At 71.3% G+C, this 23,970-nt stretch carries 21 protein-coding genes; 9 read left to right on the top strand and 12 right to left on the bottom strand.

Features of this window, described 5'->3' with window-relative positions:
* Nucleotides 1-5: 5 nt before the first annotated feature.
* A complete protein-coding gene (locus QFZ82_RS23075) occupies nucleotides 6-626 on the bottom strand; it encodes a dihydrofolate reductase family protein (RefSeq protein WP_307714961.1) in 621 nt (206 codons plus the stop codon).
* A 164-nt stretch (nucleotides 627-790) separates the two neighbouring features.
* Between QFZ82_RS23075 and QFZ82_RS23080 the strand changes: the two genes are divergently transcribed.
* On the top strand, nucleotides 791-1,153 hold the full coding sequence (locus QFZ82_RS23080) for a hypothetical protein (RefSeq protein WP_307714962.1): 363 nt from the start codon (nucleotides 791-793) through the stop codon (nucleotides 1,151-1,153).
* Here QFZ82_RS23080 and QFZ82_RS23085 read toward each other — a convergent pair.
* The 3 genes from QFZ82_RS23085 to QFZ82_RS23095 form a co-directional block, all read right to left on the bottom strand.
* Entirely contained in the window at nucleotides 1,150-1,482 is a 333-nt protein-coding gene (locus tag QFZ82_RS23085; protein WP_307714963.1) for a putative quinol monooxygenase, read from the bottom strand. The genes QFZ82_RS23080 and QFZ82_RS23085 overlap by 4 nt on opposite strands.
* Before the next feature lie 86 nt (nucleotides 1,483-1,568).
* The gene (locus QFZ82_RS23090; RefSeq protein ID WP_307714964.1) at nucleotides 1,569-2,321 is read right to left on the bottom strand and encodes an IclR family transcriptional regulator; all 753 of its coding nucleotides are present in this window, start codon (nucleotides 2,319-2,321) and stop codon (nucleotides 1,569-1,571) included.
* 59 nt (nucleotides 2,322-2,380) lie between these two features.
* Nucleotides 2,381-3,889 carry a CehA/McbA family metallohydrolase gene (locus QFZ82_RS23095; RefSeq protein WP_307714965.1) on the bottom strand — a complete coding sequence of 503 codons (1,509 nt, stop codon included), beginning with the start codon at nucleotides 3,887-3,889 and terminating at the stop codon, nucleotides 2,381-2,383.
* 175 nt (nucleotides 3,890-4,064) lie between these two features.
* On the opposite strand from QFZ82_RS23095, the gene QFZ82_RS23100 reads away from it, so the two are divergent.
* Both QFZ82_RS23100 and QFZ82_RS23105 read left to right on the top strand, forming a co-directional pair.
* The gene (locus QFZ82_RS23100; protein WP_307714966.1) at nucleotides 4,065-4,892 is read left to right on the top strand and encodes an LLM class F420-dependent oxidoreductase; all 828 of its coding nucleotides are present in this window, start codon (nucleotides 4,065-4,067) and stop codon (nucleotides 4,890-4,892) included.
* Between the two features lie 129 nt (nucleotides 4,893-5,021).
* Nucleotides 5,022-5,261: a hypothetical protein gene (locus tag QFZ82_RS23105; protein WP_307714967.1), complete on the top strand. Its 240-nt coding sequence runs from the start codon at nucleotides 5,022-5,024 to the stop codon at nucleotides 5,259-5,261.
* Here the strand turns inward: QFZ82_RS23105 and QFZ82_RS23110 are convergent.
* The 3 genes from QFZ82_RS23110 to QFZ82_RS23120 all read right to left on the bottom strand — a co-directional run bounded on the left by QFZ82_RS23110 (nucleotide 5,213) and on the right by QFZ82_RS23120 (nucleotide 7,879).
* The gene (locus QFZ82_RS23110) at nucleotides 5,213-5,878 is read right to left on the bottom strand and encodes a hypothetical protein (RefSeq protein ID WP_307714968.1); all 666 of its coding nucleotides are present in this window, start codon (nucleotides 5,876-5,878) and stop codon (nucleotides 5,213-5,215) included. The two genes, QFZ82_RS23105 and QFZ82_RS23110, sit on opposite strands and share 49 nt — an antisense overlap.
* Before the next feature lie 421 nt (nucleotides 5,879-6,299).
* Nucleotides 6,300-7,160, bottom strand: coding sequence for a hypothetical protein (locus tag QFZ82_RS23115; RefSeq protein ID WP_307714969.1), 861 nt, complete (start codon nucleotides 7,158-7,160; stop codon nucleotides 6,300-6,302).
* Between the two features lie 92 nt (nucleotides 7,161-7,252).
* Nucleotides 7,253-7,879: a hypothetical protein gene (locus QFZ82_RS23120; RefSeq protein WP_307714970.1), complete on the bottom strand. Its 627-nt coding sequence runs from the start codon at nucleotides 7,877-7,879 to the stop codon at nucleotides 7,253-7,255.
* 119 nt (nucleotides 7,880-7,998) lie between these two features.
* On the opposite strand from QFZ82_RS23120, the gene QFZ82_RS23125 reads away from it, so the two are divergent.
* Together QFZ82_RS23125 and QFZ82_RS23130 are read left to right on the top strand one after the other, a co-directional pair.
* Nucleotides 7,999-10,593 carry a bifunctional FO biosynthesis protein CofGH gene (locus QFZ82_RS23125; RefSeq protein ID WP_307714971.1) on the top strand — a complete coding sequence of 865 codons (2,595 nt, stop codon included), beginning with the start codon at nucleotides 7,999-8,001 and terminating at the stop codon, nucleotides 10,591-10,593.
* A gap of 282 nt (nucleotides 10,594-10,875) precedes the next feature.
* Complete coding sequence (locus QFZ82_RS23130) at nucleotides 10,876-12,009, top strand: ADP-ribosylglycohydrolase family protein (protein ID WP_307714972.1); 1,134 nt, start codon at nucleotides 10,876-10,878, stop codon at nucleotides 12,007-12,009.
* 120 nt (nucleotides 12,010-12,129) lie between these two features.
* Here QFZ82_RS23130 and QFZ82_RS23135 read toward each other — a convergent pair whose 3' ends face one another.
* Nucleotides 12,130-13,680 carry a sodium:solute symporter family protein gene (locus QFZ82_RS23135; protein WP_307714973.1) on the bottom strand — a complete coding sequence of 517 codons (1,551 nt, stop codon included), beginning with the start codon at nucleotides 13,678-13,680 and terminating at the stop codon, nucleotides 12,130-12,132.
* A gap of 203 nt (nucleotides 13,681-13,883) precedes the next feature.
* A complete protein-coding gene (locus tag QFZ82_RS23140; RefSeq protein WP_307714974.1) occupies nucleotides 13,884-14,666 on the bottom strand; it encodes an SDR family oxidoreductase in 783 nt (260 codons plus the stop codon).
* An 84-nt stretch (nucleotides 14,667-14,750) separates the two neighbouring features.
* Between QFZ82_RS23140 and QFZ82_RS23145 the strand changes: the two genes are divergently transcribed.
* Nucleotides 14,751-15,590 carry a hypothetical protein gene (locus QFZ82_RS23145; RefSeq protein ID WP_307714975.1) on the top strand — a complete coding sequence of 280 codons (840 nt, stop codon included), beginning with the start codon at nucleotides 14,751-14,753 and terminating at the stop codon, nucleotides 15,588-15,590.
* Nucleotides 15,591-15,703: 113 nt separating this feature from the next.
* Here the strand turns inward: QFZ82_RS23145 and QFZ82_RS23150 are convergent, their stop codons facing one another.
* The 3 genes from QFZ82_RS23150 to QFZ82_RS23160 all read right to left on the bottom strand — a co-directional run bounded on the left by QFZ82_RS23150 (nucleotide 15,704) and on the right by QFZ82_RS23160 (nucleotide 17,923).
* Entirely contained in the window at nucleotides 15,704-15,913 is a 210-nt protein-coding gene (locus QFZ82_RS23150; RefSeq protein WP_307714976.1) for a DUF397 domain-containing protein, read from the bottom strand.
* A 166-nt stretch (nucleotides 15,914-16,079) separates the two neighbouring features.
* The gene (locus QFZ82_RS23155; RefSeq protein WP_307714977.1) at nucleotides 16,080-16,961 is read right to left on the bottom strand and encodes a helix-turn-helix transcriptional regulator; all 882 of its coding nucleotides are present in this window, start codon (nucleotides 16,959-16,961) and stop codon (nucleotides 16,080-16,082) included.
* 233 nt (nucleotides 16,962-17,194) lie between these two features.
* Nucleotides 17,195-17,923, bottom strand: coding sequence for a GPP34 family phosphoprotein (locus tag QFZ82_RS23160; protein ID WP_307714978.1), 729 nt, complete (start codon nucleotides 17,921-17,923; stop codon nucleotides 17,195-17,197).
* A gap of 245 nt (nucleotides 17,924-18,168) precedes the next feature.
* Between QFZ82_RS23160 and QFZ82_RS23165 the strand changes: the two genes are divergently transcribed.
* From QFZ82_RS23165 to QFZ82_RS23175, 3 genes are all read left to right on the top strand, one after another.
* Nucleotides 18,169-20,862 (top strand): serine hydrolase, encoded by a 2,694-nt coding sequence (locus QFZ82_RS23165; RefSeq protein WP_307714979.1) that lies wholly within the window; start codon nucleotides 18,169-18,171, stop codon nucleotides 20,860-20,862.
* A 181-nt stretch (nucleotides 20,863-21,043) separates the two neighbouring features.
* Nucleotides 21,044-22,948: an MFS transporter gene (locus tag QFZ82_RS23170; protein ID WP_307714980.1), complete on the top strand. Its 1,905-nt coding sequence runs from the start codon at nucleotides 21,044-21,046 to the stop codon at nucleotides 22,946-22,948.
* A 179-nt stretch (nucleotides 22,949-23,127) separates the two neighbouring features.
* A complete protein-coding gene (locus QFZ82_RS23175; RefSeq protein WP_307714981.1) occupies nucleotides 23,128-23,892 on the top strand; it encodes an adhesin in 765 nt (254 codons plus the stop codon).
* Nucleotides 23,893-23,970: the final 78 nt, after the last annotated feature.

The following is a 23,970-nucleotide window of genomic DNA, read 5'->3' on the forward strand; positions in this document are numbered from 1 at the left end:
CACCGTCACACGGCGGCGGGGCGCAGCCGCAGATGGGTCACGGAGGGTGAGTCGATCACCCGGGTCGTCTCGAACTCGACCGTCCGGTCACCCTCTTCGGTGAACAGCCGCACCCCGCCGCCGAGCAGCACCGGCACCAGATGCAGCTGGAGCTCGTCGAGCAGCCCGGCCGCCAGCACGCCGCGGATCAGCTGCCCGCCGCCGGCGAGGGCCACGTCCTTGTCCCCGGCGGCGCGGCGGGCTCGTTCGACGGCCTCCCCGACTCCGCCCGTGACGAAGGCGAACGTCGTCCCGCCCTGCTTCACCAGCGGCTCACGCTCCTCGTGCGTGACGACGAACACCTGGGCGTGGAACGGCGGCTCGTCCCCCCACGGCTCCTCGCCGCAGTCGAACATCCGCCGGCCCATGACGTAGGCCCCGGCACGCCGCACCGTCTCCTCGACCAGGTCGGCGTCGGGCCCCGTGGCTCCCCCCTCGAGACCGTGCATCTCCCGCCAGCTCGCGAGCGGATACACCCACTCGTGCAGGCGCTCGCCCCGGTCGCCGAGCGGGTTTCCGGGGCCGTCGTTCGGTCCGGCGATGAATCCGTCCAGCGACACGGAGATGTCGGCGACGACCTTGCTCATGACGTGCTCCTTCGGTCGGTGTCCGGCACCGACTCTGCCGCCGCCGGCCGCGTGAGTGTCGGCGCCTCGCCGACTGCCGCCTCCAGCGGTGCACGCCGTGCGCCGATGACCCGCTGTGGGGCGCGGTCCTGAGGTTGTCGGACCCGGCCCGTACAGTCGCCCGCATGACGAAGCCGTTGATCCGGGCGAGCGAGGCGGGCGGGAAGTCGATCGACGACCCCACCTACGTCGAAGTGCACGACCTGCTCGCCGACATGAACCTCTCCTACCCGTACGTGATCGTCGAACGGCGCGACAGGGAGCCGGTGGACCAGCACTACATGCAGGTGTGTCTCAACGACGACCTCAGCTACCAGGTCGAGTACCGCGAGGGCCGCGAGGAGCTGCACTTCCAGGCCCATGTGCCCTCGCAGGGCCCCGTGATCGGCCCCGAGCCGGTGGCGAAGGTCATCGACGACTGGATGCGCGACGGCGAGGCATGGCGCACCGCGCTGCCGTGGACCCCGCTGTTCCCGCAGAAGCGCTAGTCGCGCGCGGCGGGCTCGAGCTCGGCCATCTCGTTCCAGCCCTGGCCCGGCACCTCGACGTTGATGATCTCGGGCTTGGTCGCGATCGCGGTGGCCATCGCCTCCATGCCGGCCTTGAAGTGGTCGGACGCGACGTGGGCCGCACCCGCCTCCGCGTCGGCGAAGGCCTCCAGCAGCGTGAACTTGCGCGGATCGTCGACGCTGCGCGACCAGTCGTAGAAGAGGTTCCCGGGCTCGGCGCGGGTGGCGCGCGTGAAGTCGTCGACGATGTCGAGCCAGCGGTCGCTGTACTCGGGGCGGACGGTGAACCTGACGGCGATGAAGATCATGCCTCCAGGGTCGGCCGCGCGGCGGACCGGCACCACTGGAGCGGCCCCGCATTCCGACGCCGTCGGAAACCGAGTCCGGCGTACGGTCAGCCGGCCGGTGACAGATGCCGTGCCGTGCGGACCAGCGCCGCCCGCAGCTCGCCGTGCCGGCGCCGGAAGTCCGCCGTCGGCAGCGACAACGACAACGCGTGCACCACACCGTCCGCGCCCTGCTCCGGAAGGGCCGCCGCGAGGCAGGTGTACGCCGGGTCGGCCTCGCCCACGGACACCGCGTACCCCCGGCCCCGCACCCGCTCGACCTCCGCCTCGAAGCGTTCCGCGCCGGTGATCGTACGGTCGGTGAAGCGGGCCATCCCGTACTCGGCCAGGTACCGCCGACGCGCCGCCCTCGGCAGCGCGGCGAGCAGCACCTTGCCGTGCGCGGTCGCGTGCGCCCGCGTCTCGGGGCCGGGCACGAAGGGGTGCTCGCTGTCCGTGACCGGCACCGTGCTGTCGAGCATGACGATCCGGCCGTCCCGGTACGCCGTGACGTACGCCTCCGCGCCGGTCGCCCGCCGCAGCCGCGGCAGCAGTCCGGCGAGCTGCGGCCCGAGCCCGAGATGCCGCTGGAGCGACCGGTGCAGGACGGCCACGCGCGGTCCCGGTGCGTACCCGTCGCCGGTCCTGACCAGATGCCCGCGCGCGGTGAGCGGCCCCAGCAGGTGGTACACGGTCGACAGCGAGCACCCCAGCCGCCGCGCGAGCGCCTTGGCCCCGAGGGGGCCGGGCGCGTCGGCGACGGCGTCGAGGATCTCCAGCGCGCGGTCGACGGACTGCGGCCCGGAGGCGAGGCTGGGCATGATCACGTTCCTTCCAGGTCTCTCGGGTTCCCCCGAGCGTACGCGGCCGGAACGCCCGGTCAGCCGCCCAGGAAGATCGGATTGGTGAAGGCGGCCAGCGGCCCCGGCAGCCCGGGGACGACCGGCGCGTGCCGCACCTCGGCGCGTACGTACGTGGCGTACTGCGCCGTCGTACGCCACTCCACCGTGCCCGCCCCGGAGGCCGGGACCGCCGCCGTGTGCAGGACGCCCTGGTCGGTGACGATGCGGACCGTGCAGCCGGGCACGCCCGCCACCTCCACCCGTACGGTCACCGGGTCGTCGTCGTCCACGGGCAGCCGCCCGCCCATCCCCGCGTGCTGCCCGCGCCCGCCGGCCGCCGAGAAGGCCACGGTCACGTCCTTGTTCTCGGCGACATAGCTGCGCCCGGCCCTGATCCCCCCGAGGATCGCCTCGCGCGTCAGATCGTCGGCGAGGACGACCGTCTGCGGAGTGCCGATCGGGTCGGGGTGGCGGTGGGCGTCGCTGTTGCCCATGGCCGGGGTCCAGCGCTTCCCGGTGCGCGCGGCGACGGCCAGCGCGCTGTCCCAGTCGGCGAGGGACACCTCGTCGTCGGGGGTGTAGGGCCCGTTCCAGACCTCCACCGCGTCCGCGTCGCCGAAGCCGAACTTCCAGTTGCAGCCGATGCAGGTGGCGTGCGGGTGGGCCGGGACGACGAGGCCGCCGGCCCGGCGGATCGCGCGGGCGTAGTGCCCGAAGCGGTTGTCGCGGGCGCGGTAGCGCCAGTCGACGAACGTCCCCGGGTCGGTGCCGAGCGCCACCACGTGCCCGTTGCGCGTCGTGACCTCCTCCCCGAGCAGGATCAGCAGGTCGTCACCGGCCTGGTCGGCCCAGTGGGCATGTGCCGCATGGGTGTTGTGCTCCGAGGAGTTGATGAAGTCGAGCCCGGCGGCGCGGGCGAGGGCGGCGATCTCGGCGGGGGTGCGCCTGCCGTCCGAGTACCACGAGTGCAGGTGGCAGTCGCCCCGGTACCAGGCGCGCCCGCGCCCCTTGGCCCGCTCCGGCGGGTACACTGCCGGGCGGGGCTCGGCCTGCTCCCCGTAGGTCAGCGTGACGCGGACCTCGTACGTCAGGCCCTGCGGCGCGACGGTGTACGGCCCGAGGGCGATGTGCCACAGGCCGGGCCGGACGGGCCCGGGGATGTAGCCCGGAGTCGCGTCGTCCGCCTGGATGAAGAACTCCGTCCTGGCGCCGCCCGACCAGCCGCGGAACCCCTTGCCGCCGAGGGCGGTTCCGCGCTCGTCGAAGACGCCGATGTCGAGGGCGTTGCCCGCGGTGCCGGCGGGCTGGGGCGGCTTCTCGTAGCTGTACGAGACGTGGATCCGGCTGACGCCCGCCGGGATCTCCACGGGGAGGTACACGAAGTCGGGTGCGCCGGGCGGCAGCGTGCCGCGTACGACCTCCGTCGCCCCTTCGCCGGTGCGTGGTGCCGCGTTCGCGAAGCTCACGGTGCCCAAGGTAAGGGCGGCGGCGGCTCCCGTCACGAGGAGACCGCGTCTGCCCAGGGCGTGTTCGTCGTCGTTGCACATGCCGTCGGCTCCCGGGATGTCGAGGGGACAGGAGAGGTGCGGTGGTGCGTCGATGCAGTCGAACCCTGGTATTGAGCCGTGAACGCGGATGCAAGGGAAGGGGGTTGGCAGAGGATCGGCGGATGACGCGGCCATGACGGCGACGCGGCCCGTCGTTCGGGCCTACCTTGTCCCCATGCGGATCGCGACCACGATCTTCCTCACCGACGAGACGATCACCCCCGTGCGGCTGGCCCGCGAACTCGAACAGCGCGGCTACGCCGGGCTCTACCTCCCCGAACACACCCATATCCCGGTGGCGCGGACCACCCCGTACGGCGCGGGCGGTGAACTCCCGCCCGAGTACGGCCGCATGCTGGACCCCTTCGTGGCGCTGGCCCAGGCGGCGGCGGTCACGTCGACCCTGCGGCTGGGCACGGGCGTGACGCTGGTGGCCCAGCACGACCCGATCGCCCTGGCGAAACGGATCGCGACCCTGGACCACATGTCCGGGGGCCGGTTCACGCTGGGCGTCGGCTTCGGCTGGAACGTCGAGGAGGCGGCGGACCACGGCGTCGATTGGTCGACGCGCCGGGAACTGGTCCGGGACAGGATGCGCCTGATGCGGGCACTGTGGTCGCCGGAGCCGCGCGCCTTCGAGGGCGAACACGCGTCGGTCAGCGCCTCGTTCGCCCACCCCAAACCACGGGGCGGAGCCCCGCGCACACTGGTGGGCGGCGCCGCGGGCCCGAAGCTGTTCGCGCACATCGCGGAGTACGCGGACGGCTGGATGCCGATCGGCGGCCGCGGCATGGGGGAGTCGGTCCCGAAGCTGCGCGACGCGTGGACGGCGGCGGGCCGCGACCCGAAGTCCCTGGAGGTGGTCCCGTACGCGGTCCGCCCGTCACCGGGCAAGCTGGCGCACTACGCGGACCAGGGCGTGACGGAGGTGGTGCTGCAACTGCCGCCGGGGAGCGAGCTGGAGGTGCTGCGGGCGCTGGACGAGTACGCGCAGTATCTGTGAGCCGGTGGGGCGTTGGTTACCGGCCCACGGGGCGGGCGACGCGCGTGCTCCGCACGGGTGACGCGGACGTACGAGACGGATGCGCGGTCCCGTACGCCTCGACTGGCCGTTCCGGCCGCGGCGCTGATCGTGGCGGAGCGCACCGTGAAGGCGGTCACGCATGGCCGCGTCACGAGCCGGGACTTCGAACTGTGCCTGCGGCTGACGGAGGCGACGCTGCGCATCGAGATCTCGGAAGCGAATGAGTCTGGTCGCACGCCGGCCGCCGGTCTGGGGATGCGGCGGGCCGTGGTGATTTGTGCGGTCGGACTATTGCGCGCCTACGGAAGCCTGGGGATCAAGGACAACCACTCGGTGATGTCCTCCTGAATCGGATCCTCTTCATGCAAAAGGTCGTGGATCGCCGCCAACGGTGTAAGCATGTTCTTGATACGCCTCAAGTGAAGTACCTGCTCACGTGGAGCGCCCCGCCACTCTGAAGCCAGTTGAAGCGCTTCTTCACGCGTCATACCGAGATGCGTCTCCACATGCGCGCAGAGCTCGCCAATCCGCCGGGCTTCGTCTTCCTCGCTCTCACCAAACGCTTGGATCATGAAGGAGCGCACATGAGCTGACTCGGTCACCGACTTCATCGGATCCTCAAGGGGCGGCGCGTACTTGCCGGCGATGGCAGCCAAAGCGAGGTGTGCCCATCGGATCCGGATTTCCCGGGGGTATGCGGCAGATTGCATCCTGCCCACACTCAGTTCGCGAATCCGTTCCCAGTTCTCCGCCCCGCCTACGGCACCACGTCCGTGGACGCGCCGCTCCAGATCTTCCAGCGAGTATCCCGAGAAGCCTTCCACGTCACTCCGCCGCCACTGGATCTGCTTGCCGAGTGCCCGGAACAGATGTGCTGTCCCGTCCACTTCGGCCGGCCTCTCGGGTCGCTCTTCCAGCCCCCCGTTTCCCCTGCCGTACCGCCCTTGAGCGCGCCAGTCGGTCACGGCTGACATCCGTACAGCGAACCAACCGCAGCCGTACGGTCACTGTGAAATCCATGTGGAAAGTATATCTGCGAATTCATCGTCCGTGATCATACTCCCTCCAAAATTGAATCCCTGTCAGACGTGGGCTCTCTGGAGTGCGTCCAATGGAATTCCGAATGCGCCTCGAAATGCAGCGATGAATGATACTGGCCCGAAAGCTGGGCCCAATGATTTCTCGGCCAGCTTGCCCAGTTCGATTGTGCTTAGCCCCTGATTCCTCCCTGCTTGGAGTTCGTTAATCGTCTTCTGCAGGAACTCCTGGCTCATGCATTTCTTTTCCTGTGCCGCTCGGTGGAATCTAACCTCGGGGGCGACTGAAGATCACTCCGACGCGGGCCGGGGACTGGGCGTGGTCGAGCAGCCCGGGCCGATCACCACGTCAGTTGATCGGCTGCCGAATCTCTTCCCGGACCTTCACGACCTGTTGTGCGATCGCGTCGAGGTCGACCGAGTCGGGGTCCTGCGCGGCGTCCGCCGGGGTCAGGAAGGCGACGTAGGCGGCCGTGTTCTCGTCGCCCCAGGCGCACACCGGGACGGTGGCGGTGCCGTCCTCGTCCTTCGACAGCATCACGGTGCACTCGAGGTCGACGTCGGAGCCCGGGGGCGTGATGGTCTTCGCCGGCTTGGGCTCGCTCATGCCGTCCCCCTTCCGCAGCCCGTCCAGGAGACTGTCGCGGGGCTGCGCCGGATTCCTGAACTGCCCGTACATGCCGATGAGTACGAGTCCACTGTTGCCGGTGGCGCTGGTGCCGTTGTAGGAGCCGCGGACCGCCTTGATGTTGCGGGCGTCCGGCCCGGGTCCGTAGCCGCTCTTCTCCATGTCGGCGTTCGCCTCGGCGGAGCCGTCCTTGATCAGCTCGTACTCGCCGTCCAGCAGCGTCTTCGGCACCGTCAGCCGGTACTCGGCCGCGGGGAACGGATTCGCGGCCTCTCTGGCGGCTTCGTCGGCGGCGTCACTGCCCCGGTTGCCGAAGTAGACCAGGGCGAGGAGGGCGGCCATCGAGCCGAAGCAAATGCCGAGGACGAGACCGGTCCGGTTCTTGCGCGGCGGCGGTCCTGACGGCGGCTGCCCCCAGGGCCCGGGGGCTCCGGGATACGCCGGGTACGGCTGCGGAGGCGCGGACGGCTGCCCGTAATAAGGCTGGGGATGACTCTGCGGATACGGCTGCCCGTACGGGTTCGGCTGGGTCGGCGGCGATCCGTACGGCCCGGCCGGCTGCTGAGGAGGAGGCATGGTCATGATCACACGCTACGTCAGCGTGCAGTGGCTCAGATCGGAAACCAGTCGCGGGCACAGGCCGCACGGGCGTGCCCCGGCCCGCCGTCCGACCCTCACGCCCCCGCCCCGAGTGCCGGCGGCACCAGCTCCGTCTCCACGTCCCCCTCCTCACCCGCCGGCGCGTACGCGCACTCCATGTGCACGCCCCCCAAGAAGCGGCCGCCCTCCGACATCCACTCGTAGACCTGGCGTTCACCGTTGCCACGTTCCGTGCGCAGGATCCAGTCCTCGGACGCCTGTTGCTGCTCGTACGACGTGATGTCCCAGCCGCCCGCCTGCAGCCGGTCCCGCAGCCGGGCCAGCGCCGTCAGCGCCTCGTCGCGCGGGACGTCGTTCAGCTGCCAGCTGTGGGAGAGCGCGTAGGCGTTCTCCACCGGGGTGTCCGCCACGCCCTCCAGGCCACCGGGGTAGCACGAGCCTGCGGAGTAGCCGTTGTACCGGCCCGCCGGCAGCACCGTGTCGAAGCCCGCCACCTCGTACGCCTCCCGGGAGCGTGCCGCCGCTCGCTCCGCCATCTCCTGCGGGGCCACGTCCGGGTAGTCCTCCGGGGTCGCGCTCTCGATCCCGTACGTCACGAACAGGCCCAGCACGAACAGCACCGGCGCGCCGATCACGAGGGCCAGGGTGATCCCCAGCCACCGGAGCAGGGGGGCGCGAGGGCGTTCGAGGTCGTCGATCATGGTCCGGACGCTACGCGCGCCCCGCACCCGCGCGTATCCGTGGACGACCTCAGGCCGAACAGGCGCTGGTACTCAGCCGCCCCGGCCGGCCCGCGAGCCCGCGCTCGTATGCTCGCAGCATGACCGATCACCAGGGCGGACACGACGCGGGACGGCCCACCGCGAACGCCATGCGGCGCGCGCTCAAGCGGGCCAGGGACGGGGTGGCCCTCGACGTCGCCGAAGCCGCCGTGCTGTTGCAGGCCCGGGGGAGCGACCTGGAGGAACTGGCCGCCTCGGCCGGGCGTGTGCGGGACGCGGGGCTCGAAGCCGCCGGACGCTCCGGGGTCATCACGTACTCGAAGAGCGTCTTCGTCCCGCTGACCCGCCTCTGCCGCGACAAGTGCCACTACTGCACCTTCGCCACCGTCCCCGGCAAGCTCCGCCGCGCAGGCCACGGGATGTTCATGTCGCCGGACGAGGTCCTGGAGATCGCCCGGCGCGGGGCCGAACTCGGCTGCAAGGAGGCGCTGATCACCCTCGGGGACAAGCCCGAGGACCGCTGGCCCGAGGCCCGGGAGTGGCTGGACGCCCACGGGTACGACGACACGATCGCGTACGTGCGCGCCATGTCGATCCGGATCCTGGAGGAGACCGGGCTGCTGCCCCATCTCAACCCCGGGGTCATGTCCTGGACCGACTTCCAGCGGCTCAAGCCCGTCGCCCCCTCCATGGGCATGATGCTGGAGACGACGGCCACCCGCCTGTGGTCGGAGCCGGGCGGGCCCCACCACGGCTCCCCGGACAAGGAGCCCGCCGTGCGGCTGCGCGTCCTGGAGGACGCCGGCCGGTCGAACGTGCCGTTCACCAGCGGCCTGCTCATCGGCATCGGCGAGACGTACGAGGAGCGGGCCGAGTCGCTGTTCGCGCTGCGCCGCGTCTCCCGTGCCTACCACGGCATCCAGGAGCTCATCCTGCAGAACTTCCGCGCCAAGCCGGACACGGCCATGCGCGGGATGCCCGACGCCGAGCTGGACGAGCTCGTCGCCACCGTCGCCGTCGCCCGGCACATCATGGGGCCGTCCGCCTGCCTGCAGGCTCCGCCGAACCTGGTGGACGCCGAGTACGCACGGCTCATCCGCGCCGGCATCGACGACTGGGGCGGGGTGTCCCCGCTGACACCGGACCACGTCAACCCGGAGCGGCCCTGGCCACAGATCGACGAGCTTGCGCAGAAGTCGGCGGGCGAAGGGTTCGAGCTGCGTGAACGGCTCTGCGTGTACCCGGAGTTCGTGCAGCGCGGCGAGCCGTGGCTCGACCCCCGGTTGTTCCCGCACGTCCAGGCGCTGGCGGACCCCCGCACCGGGCTCGCGCGCGAGGACGCGATCCCCGCCGGCCTGCCCTGGCAGGAGCCCGACGAAGGGTTCACCGCCACCGGGCGCACGGACCTGCACCGGACCATCGACTCCGAGGGCCGCACGCACGACCGGCGCGACGACTTCGACCACGTCTACGGGGACTGGGACGCGCTGCGCGAGGCCGCGGCGCCCGGCATGGCGCCGCAGCGCGTCGACACGGATGTGCGCCGGGCACTGAGCCGGGCCGCGGACGATCCGACGAAGCTCACCGACGACGAGGCACTCGCCCTCCTCCACGCCGACGGGCCCGCTCTCGACGCGCTCACCCGCATCGCCGACGAACTGCGCCGGGACGTCGTCGGGGACGAGGTGACGTACATCGTCACCAGGAACATCAACTTCACCAACGTCTGCTACACCGGCTGCCGCTTCTGCGCCTTCGCCCAGCGGCGCACGGACGCCGACGCGTACACCCTCTCCCTGTCCCAGGTCGCCGACCGCGCCGCGCAGGCGTGGGACGTCGGCGCGGTCGAGGTCTGCATGCAGGGAGGCATCCACCCGGACCTGCCGGGCACGGCGTACTTCGACATCGCGCGGGCGGTGAAGGAGCGCGTGCCCGGCATCCACGTGCACGCCTTCTCGCCCATGGAGGTCGTCAACGGCGCCAGCCGGACGGGCATGTCGATACGGGAATGGCTGACGGCCGCGAAGGAGGCGGGCCTCGACTCCCTCCCCGGCACCGCCGCCGAGATCCTCGACGACGAGGTCCGCTGGGTGCTGACCAAGGGCAAGCTGCCCGCCGCCACCTGGATCGAGGTCGTGAGGACCGCGCACGAACTGGGCATCCGGTCGAGTTCCACGATGATGTACGGCCACGTGGACCAGCCCCGGCACTGGCTGGGCCACCTCCGTACCCTCGCCCGCATCCAGCAGGAGACCGGCGGCTTCACGGAGTTCGTGACGCTGCCGTTCATCCACACCAACGCGCCCGTGTACCTCGCGGGGATCGCCCGGCCCGGCCCGACGGACCGCGACAACCGGGCCGTCACCGCCATGGCCCGGCTCCTGCTGCACCCGCACATCACCAACATCCAGACCAGCTGGGTCAAACTGGGCACGGAGGGCGCCGCCGAGATGCTGCGCTCCGGTGCGAACGACCTCGGCGGCACGCTGATGGAGGAGACCATCTCCCGGATGGCGGGCTCCGGTTACGGCTCGTACCGGTCCGTGCGCGACCTCACCGCGATCGCCGAGGCGGCGGGCCGGCCGGCGAAGCCGCGGACCACCCTGTACGGGGAGGTGCCGCAGGAGCGGCAGGAGGCGGCCGCGGCGTCCGACGGACACCTTCCGGAGCTGCTGCCGCTCCTGCCGGACTGACCGGCATGAGCGGCGGCCGGGGGACGGGCCGGCTGCCCCGTCGGAGCCGTTCGCCCTGCCTGCCTGCCTGCCTGCCTGCCTGCCTGCCTGCCGGCCCGGTGTGCCGGGCCGGGCGGCGGTGACCCGGGCGGCTCCTCGCAACCCGCCCCGCACGGTCAAAAGCGACACCCGACAGGTTTGGTCACATACCTGCGCGATCCTCTGCGCGTCCCCGGGCACCCGGTTCCCGTTCGATTACAGTGCTGCGCCGGGCAGTGTTCGTTCGACGTCGTGGAGGGCACGGTGAGTGCAGCAGCCGCGGCCGTGTGGGGCCGGGCCGAGCAGCAGGACTTCCGTGCCCGCGTACGCGGCGCGCTCCTCGGCGGTGCGATCGGTGACGCGCTCGGCGCGGGGGCCGCGGGAGAGGGCCTCGACGCGTTGCGCGCGGCCCACGGGCCGGAGGGGCTCGTCGACTTCGTGCCGGTGGGCGGGCGGCGGGGGATGGTGACCGCCGCCACCCAGATGACCCTGTTCTCCGTCGACGGGCTGATCCGCGCCCAGGTACGGCGGGACACCGGAGCCTGGCATCCGCCGACCGACCTGCACCGCGCGTACCTGCGGTGGGCCGCGACCCAGCGCGACTGGGGACCGGACGAGCGCCGCAAGGACAACGGCTGGCTGGCGCGCGAGGAATGGCTCTACGCCCGCCGCGGCCCTTCGCGCGAATGCCTGACCGGTCTCGGCGACGAGACCATGGGCACGCTGCAGGCGCCCAAGAACCCCACCGCCCGCGACGCGGGCGCGCTGGTGCGGTCGGCGCCTTTCGGGCTGCTGGTGGGCTGGGAGCCGCAGCTCGTGTGCCAGCTCGCGGTGGAGTGCGCGGCGCAGACCCACGGGCACCCGACCGCGTACCTGTCCGCCGGGGCGTTCGCCGTGATCGTGCACGGGCTCGCCCGCGGCGAGACCCTCGACGGCGCGGTGCAGCGCGCCCTCGCGCAGCTGGCGGCCCGCCCCGGCCACCAGCCCGTCACGGACGCGCTCAAGCAGGCGCTGGGCTCTGTGCGCCAGGGCATCCCGAGTCCGACCCGTGTCGCGGCGCTCGGCGAGAACGGGCACGCGGAGGAGGTGCTGGCGATCGCGGTGTACTGCGCGCTCGTCGGCGAGGACATTCGCCACGGCCTGCGCCTCGCGGTGAACCACGACGGCCCGTCGGAGGCGACGGGCGCGGTGTGCGGGGCGCTGCTGGGCGCGCTCCACGGGGAGACGGCGCTGCCGCCGACGTGGCTGTGCGAGCTGGAGGGGCGGGGGACGCTGCTGGAGATCGCGGACGACTTCGCGATGGAGATGACGCAGGGGCCGGCGCTGCACAGCCCGACGTCCACGGCGCCGGGCTGGCTCGCGCGCTATCCACGCGCGACGACACCGGAACTGGCCTGAGGCCGTCCGCACGCAGGTGTCGGGGCAATCGTCCCGCAGGGCGGGCACGGCCACGGGCGTGCAGCCGCCCCCATACGCCCGGCGGCGCCGGCGGGGGCGGGCACATCGTCGCCGCCCGTGTCAGTCCGCCGTGGCTGCCGGCGTCGGGACCGGGCCCGCCTCCGAGCCACCCGCCCCCGACGGACCGTCCGAGTTGATCCTCGACAGGACCTCGTCCCGCTCCGGCGTCGCCTCCGGCTTGATCCAGCCGACCATGACGTAGAGCACCAGCGACACCACGAGCGGCACCGAGACCTGGTACTGCAGCGGCACTCCGCCCTCGACGTTCCAGCTGATCGGGTAGTTGACCAGCCAGAAGGCGACCAGGCCGACGCCCCAGCCGAGCAGCGCCGCCGTGGGGCCGCTCTTGCGGAACCACGGGAGCAGACCCAGCATCAGCGGGATCGCGATCGGGCCCATCAGCCCGGCGACCCACTTGATGACGACGGTGATGATGTCGCCGAAGAAGGGCGAGTTGACCTGCGTCGCGATCGCCATCGACAGGCCGAGGAAGAGCAGCGTCGTCCAACGGGCGGCGAGGAGCCCGGCACGGGTGTCCCACTCGCGGACCCGGCGGGAGACGGCCGGCATGATGTCACGGGTGACGACCGCCGCGATCGCGTTCGCGTCCGACGAGCACATGGCCATCGTGTGGGAGAAGAAGCCGACGATGACGAGGCCGAGCAGGCCGTGCGGCAGCAGCTGTTCGGCCATCAGCGCGTAGCTGTCCGCAGGCACGTCGGTCTCGATGATCAGCGGTGCGACCCACATCGGGAAGAACAGCACCAGCGGCCACACCAGCCACAGCACCGCGGACAGGACACCCGAGCGCTGTGCGGACTTCGCGGTGTCGGTGGCCATGTAGCGCTGGGCCTGGTTCCACATGCCGCCGTTGTACTCGAAGGTCTTGATGAACAGGTACGCGATCAGGAAGACCATCATGTAGGGGCCGGCCAGTGGCTCTGCGTGCCCCGCGAGCTTCGGCTCGTCCCACACCGTCCACAGGCTGCTGAAGCCGCCGAGTTCGGCCATGACGGCGACCAGCATCGCGATACCGGCGACGAACTGGATGACGAACTGGCCGAGTTCGGTGAGGGCGTCCGCCCACAGGCCGCCGACCGTGCAGTAGACGGCGGTGACCGCGCCGGTGACCAGAATGCCGGTGTTGAGAGAGGCACCGGTGAAGACGGACAGCAGCGTGGCGATGGCCGCCCACTTCGCGCCCACGTCGACGATCTTCAGCAGCACGCCGGACCAGGCGAGAGCCTGCTGTGTGGGCAGGTTGTAGCGGTTCTTCAGGTACTCGAGCGGCGAGGCGACATGCAGCCGCGAGCGCACCCGGTTGAGCCGGGGCGCGAAGAGCCGTGCACCGATCGCGATGCCGATGGCGATGGGGAAGGACCAGGTGACGTACGAGGTGATGCCGTACGTGTACGCGATGGCCGCGTAGCCGGTGAACATGACGGCGCTGTAGCCCGACATGTGGTGCGAGATGCCCGAGAGCCACCACGGCATCTTTCCGCCCGCGGTGAAGTAGTCGCTGACGTCGTCCACGCGCTTGTGGGACCAGACGCCGATCGCGACCATCACGCCGAAGTAGCCGATGAGCACGGCCCAGTCGAGACTGTTCATGCCCCCTCCAGGGGTCCGGTCCGCCTTGTGAACGCCGTTCATGGTGTGGTGATCCCCGGTGGGGCGACAACGCATCGGAGGGTCAAGAGCGAGCAAAATCGTTCGGATTATTGACCTGTGTTCATATGCATGACCGACAGAAGGGTCAAAAAGTGACCGCACGGGGCGCGTGCCCGTGCGGCCGGAGGAGGCGGGCGCGAGTTCTAGCGCATCAGCTCGCCCGCGTTGACGAGCAGTGACTGACCGGTGATGGCCCGCGCCCGCTCGGAGGCGAGAAAGGCCACGGCCTCGGCCACGTCGGCGTCGGTCGCCGGCTCCGGCAGCGCCATCCGGCCGGTGAGCCGCCCGAGCACCTCGTCCTCCGGGACTCCCTCCGTGTGAGCGGTCATGCGGACGTACGCCTGGACCGGCGGTCCCCACATCCAGCCCGGCAGCACGGTGTTCACCCGGATCCGGTGCGGGCCGAGCTCGCGCGCCAGCGAGTACATCGCCGAGGTCAGCGCGCCCTTGGACGCGGCGTACGCCGCCTGGCGCACCTGCGAGGGTGCGGCGACGGACGACTGCGTACCGATGACGACGACCGAACCTCCCCGCCGCTTCAGTGCCGGCAGGCAGGCGCGTGTCATCCGCAGGGTGCCCAGCAGGTTCACGTCGATGACCTGCTGCCAGGTCGTGAAGTCGGCGTCCTCCAGTCCGCCGAAGCAGCTGTCCCGGGCGGCGACATGAACGACCGCGTCGATCCGGCCGAAGCGCTCCAGCGCGAGCGCCGCCAGCGCCTCGCACTGCGCCTCGTCGGTGATGTCGGTGGCGCGGTAGGCGGTGCGCGTGCCACCGGGGTCGATCCCGCGCGCCGCGGCGGCCAGGTTCGCCTCCGTGCGCGCGCCCAGCACCGCGTGACCCCCGTCGCGGACGACGGTCGCCGCGACCTGGCGCCCGAGCCCCGCGCCGACGCCGGACACGATGACGGTCCTGTCCCGCAGCGGCATCCCGGCGCCTCCCGACTCTGGCCAATCATCTGACGGAGCGTCAGAGTAGGTCGGTCCGACGGAGGAGGGAAGGGAGCGGTCACGGTGAACGAGGAGACGCACAGCGAGGTGTACGCGGAGCTGGCGGGCGTCGGCCCGTACGGGGTGCGCCCCGGCCACGCCCTGATCACCATGGTCGAGCCGCATCCCGGCCATGAGTACGCGTACAACCGCTGGTACGAGGACGACCACTACTACGCGGGCGCGATGGCGATGCCCTGGATGTACGCCGGGCGGCGCTGGGTGGCGCCCCGCGACCTGCAACTGCTGCGCTATCCCGAGAAGTCCGCCGTCGCGCAGCCCGTGACGGCCGGGTGCTATCTCTCGGCGTACTGGATCACCGAGGGCCGGTACGCCGACCACATGAAGTGGACCGTCGCCATCAACAAGCGTCTCCACCGCGACGGACGGGTCCATCAGCGGCGGACGCACGTCTTCACGGCCTTCCAGGACCACGAGGCCACCGTCTACCGCGACGGAGCCGCGGGGCCGCGGGACCATCACGCACTGGACCACCCGTACGCCGGGCTCGTCCTGGAAGTCGTCGACGCGCAGAGCACAGAACAACGCGGGGAGCTGCTGGAGTGGCTGTGCTCGCGGCATCTGCCGAAGCGGCTGGCCGGTTCGCGGGCGGCGATGGTGACCGTCTTCCGGCCGATGCCGCTGCCCGGCGACCGGATGACCTATGTGAAGCAGGTGGAGGGTGTGGAAACCCGGCTCACTCTGCTGTGGTTCCTGGAGGCGGACCCCAGGGAGTGCTGGGAGCCGACGTTCCGCGGGCTCGACGGGGAGGTCGAGAAGGCTGGGCTCGGCCGCGTGGAACTGGTCGCTCCCTTCGTCCCGACAATCCCCGGGACGGACCGCTACGTCGATCTCCTCCGCTAGGGACCGAGGAGAACGCCGAGCCCCCTCGGCCGGGACGGCGGACCAGTCGAGAGGGCTCCTGTCGGTGCTGCCCGGTTGTGGCTGGAACTCGTTGGTGATGCGTGGCGGCGCGCTCAGTCGCGACCGAACGCGCTCTGCGCCACTTCGTTCACGAACGCATTCCACGAGTCGGGCACGAAGGTGATCGTCGGGCCGGCCGTGACCTTCGAGTCGCGCACGGAAATCGCGTCGACCACCGGGGACTTGACCTCTACGCAAGCACCGTTACCCGTGGAGTACGAGGACTTCGTCCAGGTCTCCGTGGCGCCCTGAATGATTGCCATGATCGCTCCGCTTCGGCAAGTGATGTGATGTGCGCCAACGTTCTTGCTGGCGTGATCGACGCTACTCGCCGCGCCGGGAGCGCGAGACAGGCATTCACTCGACCGGATGGCATATACCAGGCGACTCTTCCGTCACACCGGTCCGGTGGTGTACCGTGCGGCGCTTTCAGTCGTCGAAGCGTCCCGCGGTCTCCCGTGCGTAGTCCTTCGCGATCGTCTCGATGAACTGCCGTGTCTGCTCCACGTTCAGTGCCTGGGCCCGCAGGTGCTCGTACATGACGCTGTACTTCTGCACATCGTTGGCCTTCTCCAGATACAGGTCGCTGGTGACGCCCTCGATGTAGACGACGCTCGAGTCCGAGGCGTCGGGGAACTCGAGGATCGCGTACTGCCCGTTGATGCCCGGATGCGCGCCCATGTCGAACGGCAGGACCTGCACGGTGACGTGCGGCTGGTGCGAGAGCTCCACCAGATGCTCCAACTGCTCGCGCATGAGCTGCCGGTCGCCGACCCGGCGTCGCAGCGCTGCCTCGTCGATGACCGCCCACAGCCGCAGCGGGTGCTCGGCGTCCTTGATGCGCTCCTGACGGCGCAGCCGGACGCTGACCCGCTTCTCGATGTCCGTGACCCCGCTCTCCGGCAGGGCGCCGGCGATCAGCGCCTCGGCGTACTGCCGTGTCTGCAGCAGTCCCGGCACGACCTGCGGTTCGTACACCCGAAGGCTCGCCGCGTCCGTCTCCAGGCCGATGTAGACGCTGTACGGGATGTCGCCGAACGCGTGCCACCAGCCCTGCTGCCGCGAGTCCTTGGCCATCTGCATCAGTGAGTCGACGATGCGGTGGTCCTCGACCTCGTACACGCCGCACAGGTCACGGACGTCGCGCTGGCTGATGGAACGGCGGCCGTTCTCCAGCCTGCTGATCTTGGACTGGGACACGAGCAGGCGCTCCGCGACCTCCTCGGCCGTCATGCCCTTCAGCTCCCGGAGCCGGCGCAGCTCCTGACCCAATCGGCGTCTCCGGACAGTGGGATTGACGTTGGACGCCACGGAAACTGCACCTCCGACCGCGTTGCTCTGCGTATCTACTGTTCAGCAGACTGCCACCAATCGGCCTTCCTGCGCTGCCAAATGGGCACACACGCGAACACGCGGGGCAGCAAGGATGCTGCCCCGCGCGTTCTGCGGCTCCCGAACCGGGTCTTGGGGACGTCGGTGCGGCGTGGTGCGGATGGTGCGTGTGCCCGAGCGGTGGTGCTGCGGTACGCGGTGCGGCGGCGCGCTCAGTGCGCGGCGACGCGAGCCATGCCGCTGCGGCGTGGCTGCATCGGTACCGGACCCGGCTGACGGCTGACGCCGCTCGCCGGCTGGCTACGGCGCGGCTGGGCGGCCACACCGTTCTGGACGTCCATGACGGCGTGCGCCACGAGACCGCCCATCGGGTCGTGCCGGATGAGGTCCCGCAGCCGGGACCTCGAGGAACGCCCTTCGTTCCCGGGGTACAGGTGCTTGCCGAGACCGACCGCGTGGGCCAGCGCGGCGAGCGCCGCGGTCCGCGGGTCCGGTGGTACACCGGTGCGGATCGCACTGTCCAGCCGGGACCTGATGTCCCGGCTGATCGCCGTGTCCGTCGCCTGGTAGCGAGTCGTCGGCAGTACTCCGCACATCTGGCCCGCCACGGCATGCACCATGCCGCACCGCTCCAGATGCGAGAGGTAAATCTGGCGCAGCCCCAGTCGGGGCCCGCCGATCCAGTGGACCGCCCGTACCGGACTGCCGCGTCGGCGCAGCAGTTCCAGTGCGGAGTCCAGAGTCGGATCTCCGGTCGGCCGTGGCATCACCACGGCGATACGATCCCCGTCTGGGGCTATCCGTCCTGCCAGAGCCAGCTCTACTAGCTGTGCCCCGGCCAGGCCGAGGTCGAGCGACTGCGGCTGCGCTGTGGTACCCGTGGCCGGGTCCAGAGCGAGTAGCAGTAGCTCCTCCGGAAGTGTTCTGCGGCTCCTGCCCATCCATGCCTCCCCGCGTGGATGAATGACAGGGTGACCCCTCTCACATTGGTCTGTCGAGAGCGCCTGGGTGCTTTGTTAGGGAACCGATAGGTATGTCGTTCTCGTCTAGCACCGGAACCAAGCGCTCACACAGGACACTGGTAGATGGTTCGGACACGGCGGGTGCTCGGTGTTCTCGGGGCTCGTCGTCACATTCGTAGTGCCGTACGCGGCTGCGCGTACGGCACTAGGTATACGCATGGCGCATGGCAATGACTCATGAAGGAGGCACGGTGGCGGGCGAGTCCCCCGACAGGTCGGAGCAGCGGAAGTCGTCGGGGGCGACGACGGGGAGCGAACGCGACCCGCGGCTCGCCGTGCTCCGCGAGGGTTCCCCGGCCTCTTCCGAGCCGTCCGAGCCGTCCGCGTCGGCCGCCGAGCCGCCGCTGGACGAGCGGACGACGGTCTTCCGGGCGCTGCCCCCTCGGGGGGCTGCCGAGGCCGCCGAGGCGGAGAACGCCGTGTCCGAGGACGCCTCGACCGAGGCGGACGTGCCCCATGAGGCTGCCGCCCAGGGTGGCGCGGACGCCGCCGAGGAGGCTGTTGCCGAGGCGGACGCCGCTGCTGAGGCTCCGGCGCGGCGGTCAGAGGCGGACGACGAGGACGAGGCCGTTGCCGAGTCCGGCACGGGCGCGGATGACGCGGCTGCCGACGCCGACGAGGCGTCGGCCCGTACGCCGTCCGGACAGGGCGACGCGTCGCACTCGACGCAGGACGGCGCGGGCTCGGCGGACGCGGAGGACGGCGACCGTGAGACGGCGGCCGCCTCCCGGACCGGGGCCGTCCCGGCGGACGGCGCAGCCGCGGCTTCGGGCGGGCCCCGTGCGTCAGGCCCCTCGGCCTCCCCGGCCGAGGCGACGGACGCCGTGGACGACGACTCCGACTCCGACGCCGACGACGCCAACAACTCCGACGCCGACGACGCCGACGACGCCGACGCGCCCGAGGCCTCCGAGCCGCCGCCGAGCGAGCGGACGGCGGTCTTCCGGACGCTGCCCGCCCGCGGGGCGTCCGACGCGGCTCAGGCGGCCCCGGAGGCGGCCGAGGGCGACGGCGACGCTGAGCCGAGCGGTAAGGATGCGCGGCTGCGCGCCGCGGTGGCCGCCTGGGTGGGGAAGACCGACGACGCGGAGTCCTCCGCGAGCCCGGCCCCGTCCGACGCCCCGGCGGAGAAAGCCTCCGCTGAGGCCGCTGTCGACGACGGCTCCGAAGCCGACTCCTCCGCATCTGCGAACGCCGGCGCCGACGCGAAGGCGAACACGAAGTCGCACGCGAAGGCAGGCGCGGAGGCAGGCGCGGCCAACGACGACGGCCCGGCCGAGCGGCCCCCCGTCGACCAGCCGACCACCACGTTCAAGGCGCTGCGCCGCCCTGCCGTCGACCAGCCCACGACCGCGCTCAAGCTGCCGCCGCTGCCCAAGCCGGCCACCGCGTCGGAGCCGGCGACCGGGTCCGCGAAAGAGCCGGCGGTCGACGCCGGGCGTTCGAGCACCTTCGTGCCCCTGCGGCGCGACGACGCACACGCCGCAGCTCCCCAGAAGCCGCAGGCCGCGGCCGCCCCGCTGCCTCCCGCCTCGCTCACCGAGGCCGAGCGGACCAAGCAGCAGCCCATGCCGCCGCTGCCCCCGCTCGACCTGCTCGCCGAGCTGACGAACACTCCGCCGCCGCCGGAGACCCCGGTCCGTACGGTCGTGCGGCGCATCAAGATCTGGACCCCGCTGGTCCTGCTCCTGCTGATCGTCTTTGCGGTCGCGCAGATGGTCCGTCCGCTCCCGGACCCGGAGTTGGCGCTCACCGCCGAAGCGGAGGTCGCCTTCGACGGGGGCAGGCCCGCGCTCCCGTGGCCGGGCGAGGGCCAGGGACAGATCGCGGTGTCCGGGCTGGGAGTCGTCGGCGAGTTCGGCGAGGAGAAGCCCGTGCCGATCGCCAGCGTGACCAAGACGATGACCGCGTACATCATCATGCGCGACCACCCCTTCAAGCGGGGCGAGGACGGCGCTTCCATCCCCGTCGACGCCCTGGCCGAGAAGGAGGGCGGCTACGACCGGACCAACGACGAGTCGACCCTCAACACCATCAAGGAGGGCGACACGATCTCCCAGCGCGACGCCCTCAGCGCGGTCATGATCCCGTCCGCGAACAACGTCGCCCGGCTGCTCGCCCGCTGGGACGCCGGTTCCGAGAAGGCATTCGTCAAGAAGATGAACGACACCGCCAAGGAACTCGGCATGACGAACACGACGTACACCGACCCCTCGGGCCTCGACGCCACCACCGTCTCCACGGCGGCCGACCAGGTGAAGCTGGGTCAGGCCCTGGTGAAGAACAAGGCCATGGTGGACATCACCCGTCAGCAGGAGTGGTACGACCCGTCCGGCAAGCGGCACAGCAACTACAACACGCTGATGCCGCGCAACGGCGCGATCGGCATCAAGACCGGGTCGACCACCAAGGCCGGCGGCAACCTGCTGTTCGCCGCGTACAGGGACATCGGCGGCACGACGCAGACGATCGTCGGCGCGGTCCTCGGCCAGCACAAGCCGTCCATCCTCGAGACGGTCAACCGCGTCAGCGAGGAGGTGCTGGTCGCGACCCGTGAGGCGCTGAAGGCGAAGACCGTGGTCAAGAAGGGTGACGTCGTCGGCCACGTCGACGACGGGCTCGGCGGGTACACCCCGGTCGTGGCAACCAAGGACATGACGGTGGTCGGCTGGTCGGGCCTGAAGGTCGAGCTCGGCATGACCGACGGCGGCAAGAAGCTGCCGCACACGGCGAAGGCGGGCACGGTCGTCGGCAGCATCACCGCCGGTTCCGGCGCGGGCACCGTCAGCGTGCCCGTCGCACTCCAAAAGGATCTCGCGGAACCGGGCTTCGGCGCCAAGCTGACCCGTATCGGCTGAGGGCCGGAGGGCCATGCGGCACACGTGGGCGTCCCGGGCGACCGGGGCGCCCACGTGTTAGCGTCCCCGGGCAACTGAGGGCGCGGGGACGGCGTCCTCTCGTACGGACGGCACACGACGGAGCCGGCAGGCCCGGGGGACGACGGCACACAGGACAGAGGGACAGACGGGGAGAGCCGCAGTGACCACCGCTGAGCCGAGACGGGTGGACGGCAGCAGCACGTGCACGTCCGACGGCAGCGGCGCGGACCCGGAGCGGCGCCGCGGGCCGCGAATACAGTCCGCCGCACCGGCCCTGCTCGACGAGGTCCCGCACGTCGACGAGGCCCCTGAGAACCGGCACGGCGACCGGCCCCCGGCGTCGCGCCTCCGCCACCTCGCCGCCCGCCTCGCGCGCCACCCCGTCGCTCTCGCCACGGCGCTGGCCGCCTTCGTGCACCTGCTCTGGTTCCTCTTCGTCGCCAACAGCGGCGGCGACATCGCGGCCCAGGACGCCTGGGCGGAGTTCGTCGGCCGGCACCCCGACTCCGCGTACAACCTCGCCTGGTACGGCGGGATGCACCCCGTCTCGTACAGCGTGGTCTCGCCGTACCTGATGTCCGTGCTCGGCGTGCGGACGACGATGATCCTCGCGGGGACGGTCTCGTCCGCCCTGACGGCCCAGATGCTCGTGCGGGTGCGGGCCGTCCGGAACCCGGCCGCGTGCGCGCTCGCGGGCGTGTTCGCGTTCCTGTGCAACGCGCTGTCGGGGCGGGTCACTTTCGGGCTCGGCATGATGTTCGCGCTCGGCGCGGTCGGCGCGGTCTTCTGCTGGCCGCACCGCTGGCGGCGCAACCGCTGGGCGAAGGCGGCCGTCGCCGCCCCGCTCGCCGGGCTCGCCACCGCGGCCAGCCCGGTCGCGGGCCTCTTCCTCGGCGTCGTGGCCGCCGCCCTGTTCCTGAACGGCCGCCGTCCGGGCGCGTACGCGGTCGGCCTCGCGCCGGTCGTGGTCGTGGCGCTCTCCGCCTGGCTGTTCCCGTTCTCCGGCACGCAGCCGATGTCGCTCCCGTCGACGTCACTGCCTTTCGCGTTCGGCGTCCTCGTCTTCGTCCTCGTGCCGACGGAGTGGCGCACGGTCCGCACCGGCGCGGCCGTGTACGCGCTCGGCACGCTGCTGACGTGGGTGATCGACTCTCAGATCGGGTCGAACGTGTCCCGGCTGCCGATGCTGTTCGCGGGCGTGGTGCTGCTCGCCGCGCTGCCGTACACGGTGCCGCGGTCGCGCAAGTGGTACGCCCTCCTGCTCGCCTTCGCGGGCCTGAACGCCTGGATCGGGTTCAAGAGCGTCGACGACATCGTCCGCACCGCTCCCGCCGCGTCGTGGAACAGGGAGCTCGCGCCGCTCGTCGACCGGCTGCAGAGGGTGGGCGCGGAGCGCGGCCGGGTGGAGGTGGTCCCGGCGAGCAGCCATCGCGAGGCGTCCGCGCTCGCCCCGTACGTCAACCTCGCGCGCGGCTGGAACCGCCAGGCGGACATGAAGCGCAATCCGCTCTTCTACGACGAGGAGAACCTCCTCACCCCGGCCACCTACCGTGCCTGGCTGGACCGTTGGGCCGTGCACTACGTCGTACTGCCCAAGGACCGTCCGGATTCCAGCGGTGCGCTGCGCGAGGCGGAGCTGGTCAGCAAGGGGCAGCCGTATCTGACCCGGGTGTGGGGGGACGCGAACTGGCAGCTGTTCGCGGTGAAGGACCCGATGCCGATCGCGGACCCGCCGGCGACGGTCGAACACGCGGGCGCGGGGGAGCTGACGATCCGTGTGCGGTCGGCGGGCCGTGTGCTGATCCGTGTCCCGTACTCGCCGTGGCTCGGCCTCGTCGACGAGGAGGGCAGGAGTGTGCCCGGGCCGCAGGAGACGGAGGAGTCGAAGCTGCGGGCGGACGGGCCGCGGAGTTTCGACAACCCGCACGGCTGTCTGCTGAAGGCGGAGGAGGACCCGCAGGGCGACGAGTGGACCGAACTGCTCGCACCGCGCGCGGGCGTCTACCGGCTCGCGGCGCCCTATCGGCTCCCGCGGGGTACGCCGTGTCCCGAGGAGTTCCGGTAGGCCCGCAGCCTTACCCGCGTTAACACTTATGCGCCCGGTCGCGCTCGTGCATAGTGGACGCGTTTTGACATACCGATCAGTCGGTCTACGGGGTTCGGTGCGACATGACGTGCGAACGATGCGGCAGCGACGGCGCGGGAACGAGGGCGGCACGGCCGCACCGTGCGGCAAGGCGGCTGATGACGGGCGTGGTCGCCCTGACGGCACTGGCCCTGGCCCTCACGGCGTGCGGCCCCTTCGGGGGTGACACGGAGCCGGTCGGCGCGCAGGCGTCGGGGCCGGACGAGGATCTCGACGAACTCGGCGGCGCCCCGCAGCGGATCCAGCCGTCCGACACGCCGAGTCCCGCACCCTCACCGTCCCCTTCCCTGGGCCGCCCGAAGCCGAAGCCGCCGCAGAAGACGAAACCCCCGCGCTCCACCAAGGGCCCCTCCTACGCGGCCTGGGCCGGGCCCGGCTGCAACGGCGGCGGGCGCTACGAGGAGAACGGGCGCTACGGCGGCGGCGACGACGGCTGGTACACCGTGCGCTCGGGCGGCCACCGCGGCGACGGCTGCGACGGCCGCTTCACGGCCATCCCCATGTCCGGCTCCCCGGTCAAGGACATTGGGAACAGCGCGACATGGTCCTGGTACGTGGGCAGCGGCTACACGACCTGCTCCGTGGCGGTCGTCGTCCCCGAGAGCGACCGCGCCCAGGACGTGGCGGGAAGGCCGTCCACGTATCTCGTACTGAAGGACCCCGACGATCCGGGCAGCGCGGTCAAGACGTTCGAGATCGATCAGACGTCGCTGCGCGGCAGGGGCCTGGTCATCGAGAAGGTCCCGGTGCACGACCAGCGGCTGACGGTGCGACTCGTCGACCGCGGCCAGGACTGGGGCCGCGACGGTCGCGACGGCGCGCACCACGCGGCGGCGCAGATGCGCGCGGAGTGCCGCGCCTGAGAACTGGGGCCCGGCGTGCTCCTCCGCGTCGAACGCGGGGATGCATGACACGCAGCAGCGGTGCAGCGTGCTTCGGGG

It is taken from the genome of Streptomyces sp. V4I23 (genome assembly GCF_030817975.1).
GTDB lineage: Bacteria > Actinomycetota > Actinomycetes > Streptomycetales > Streptomycetaceae > Streptomyces.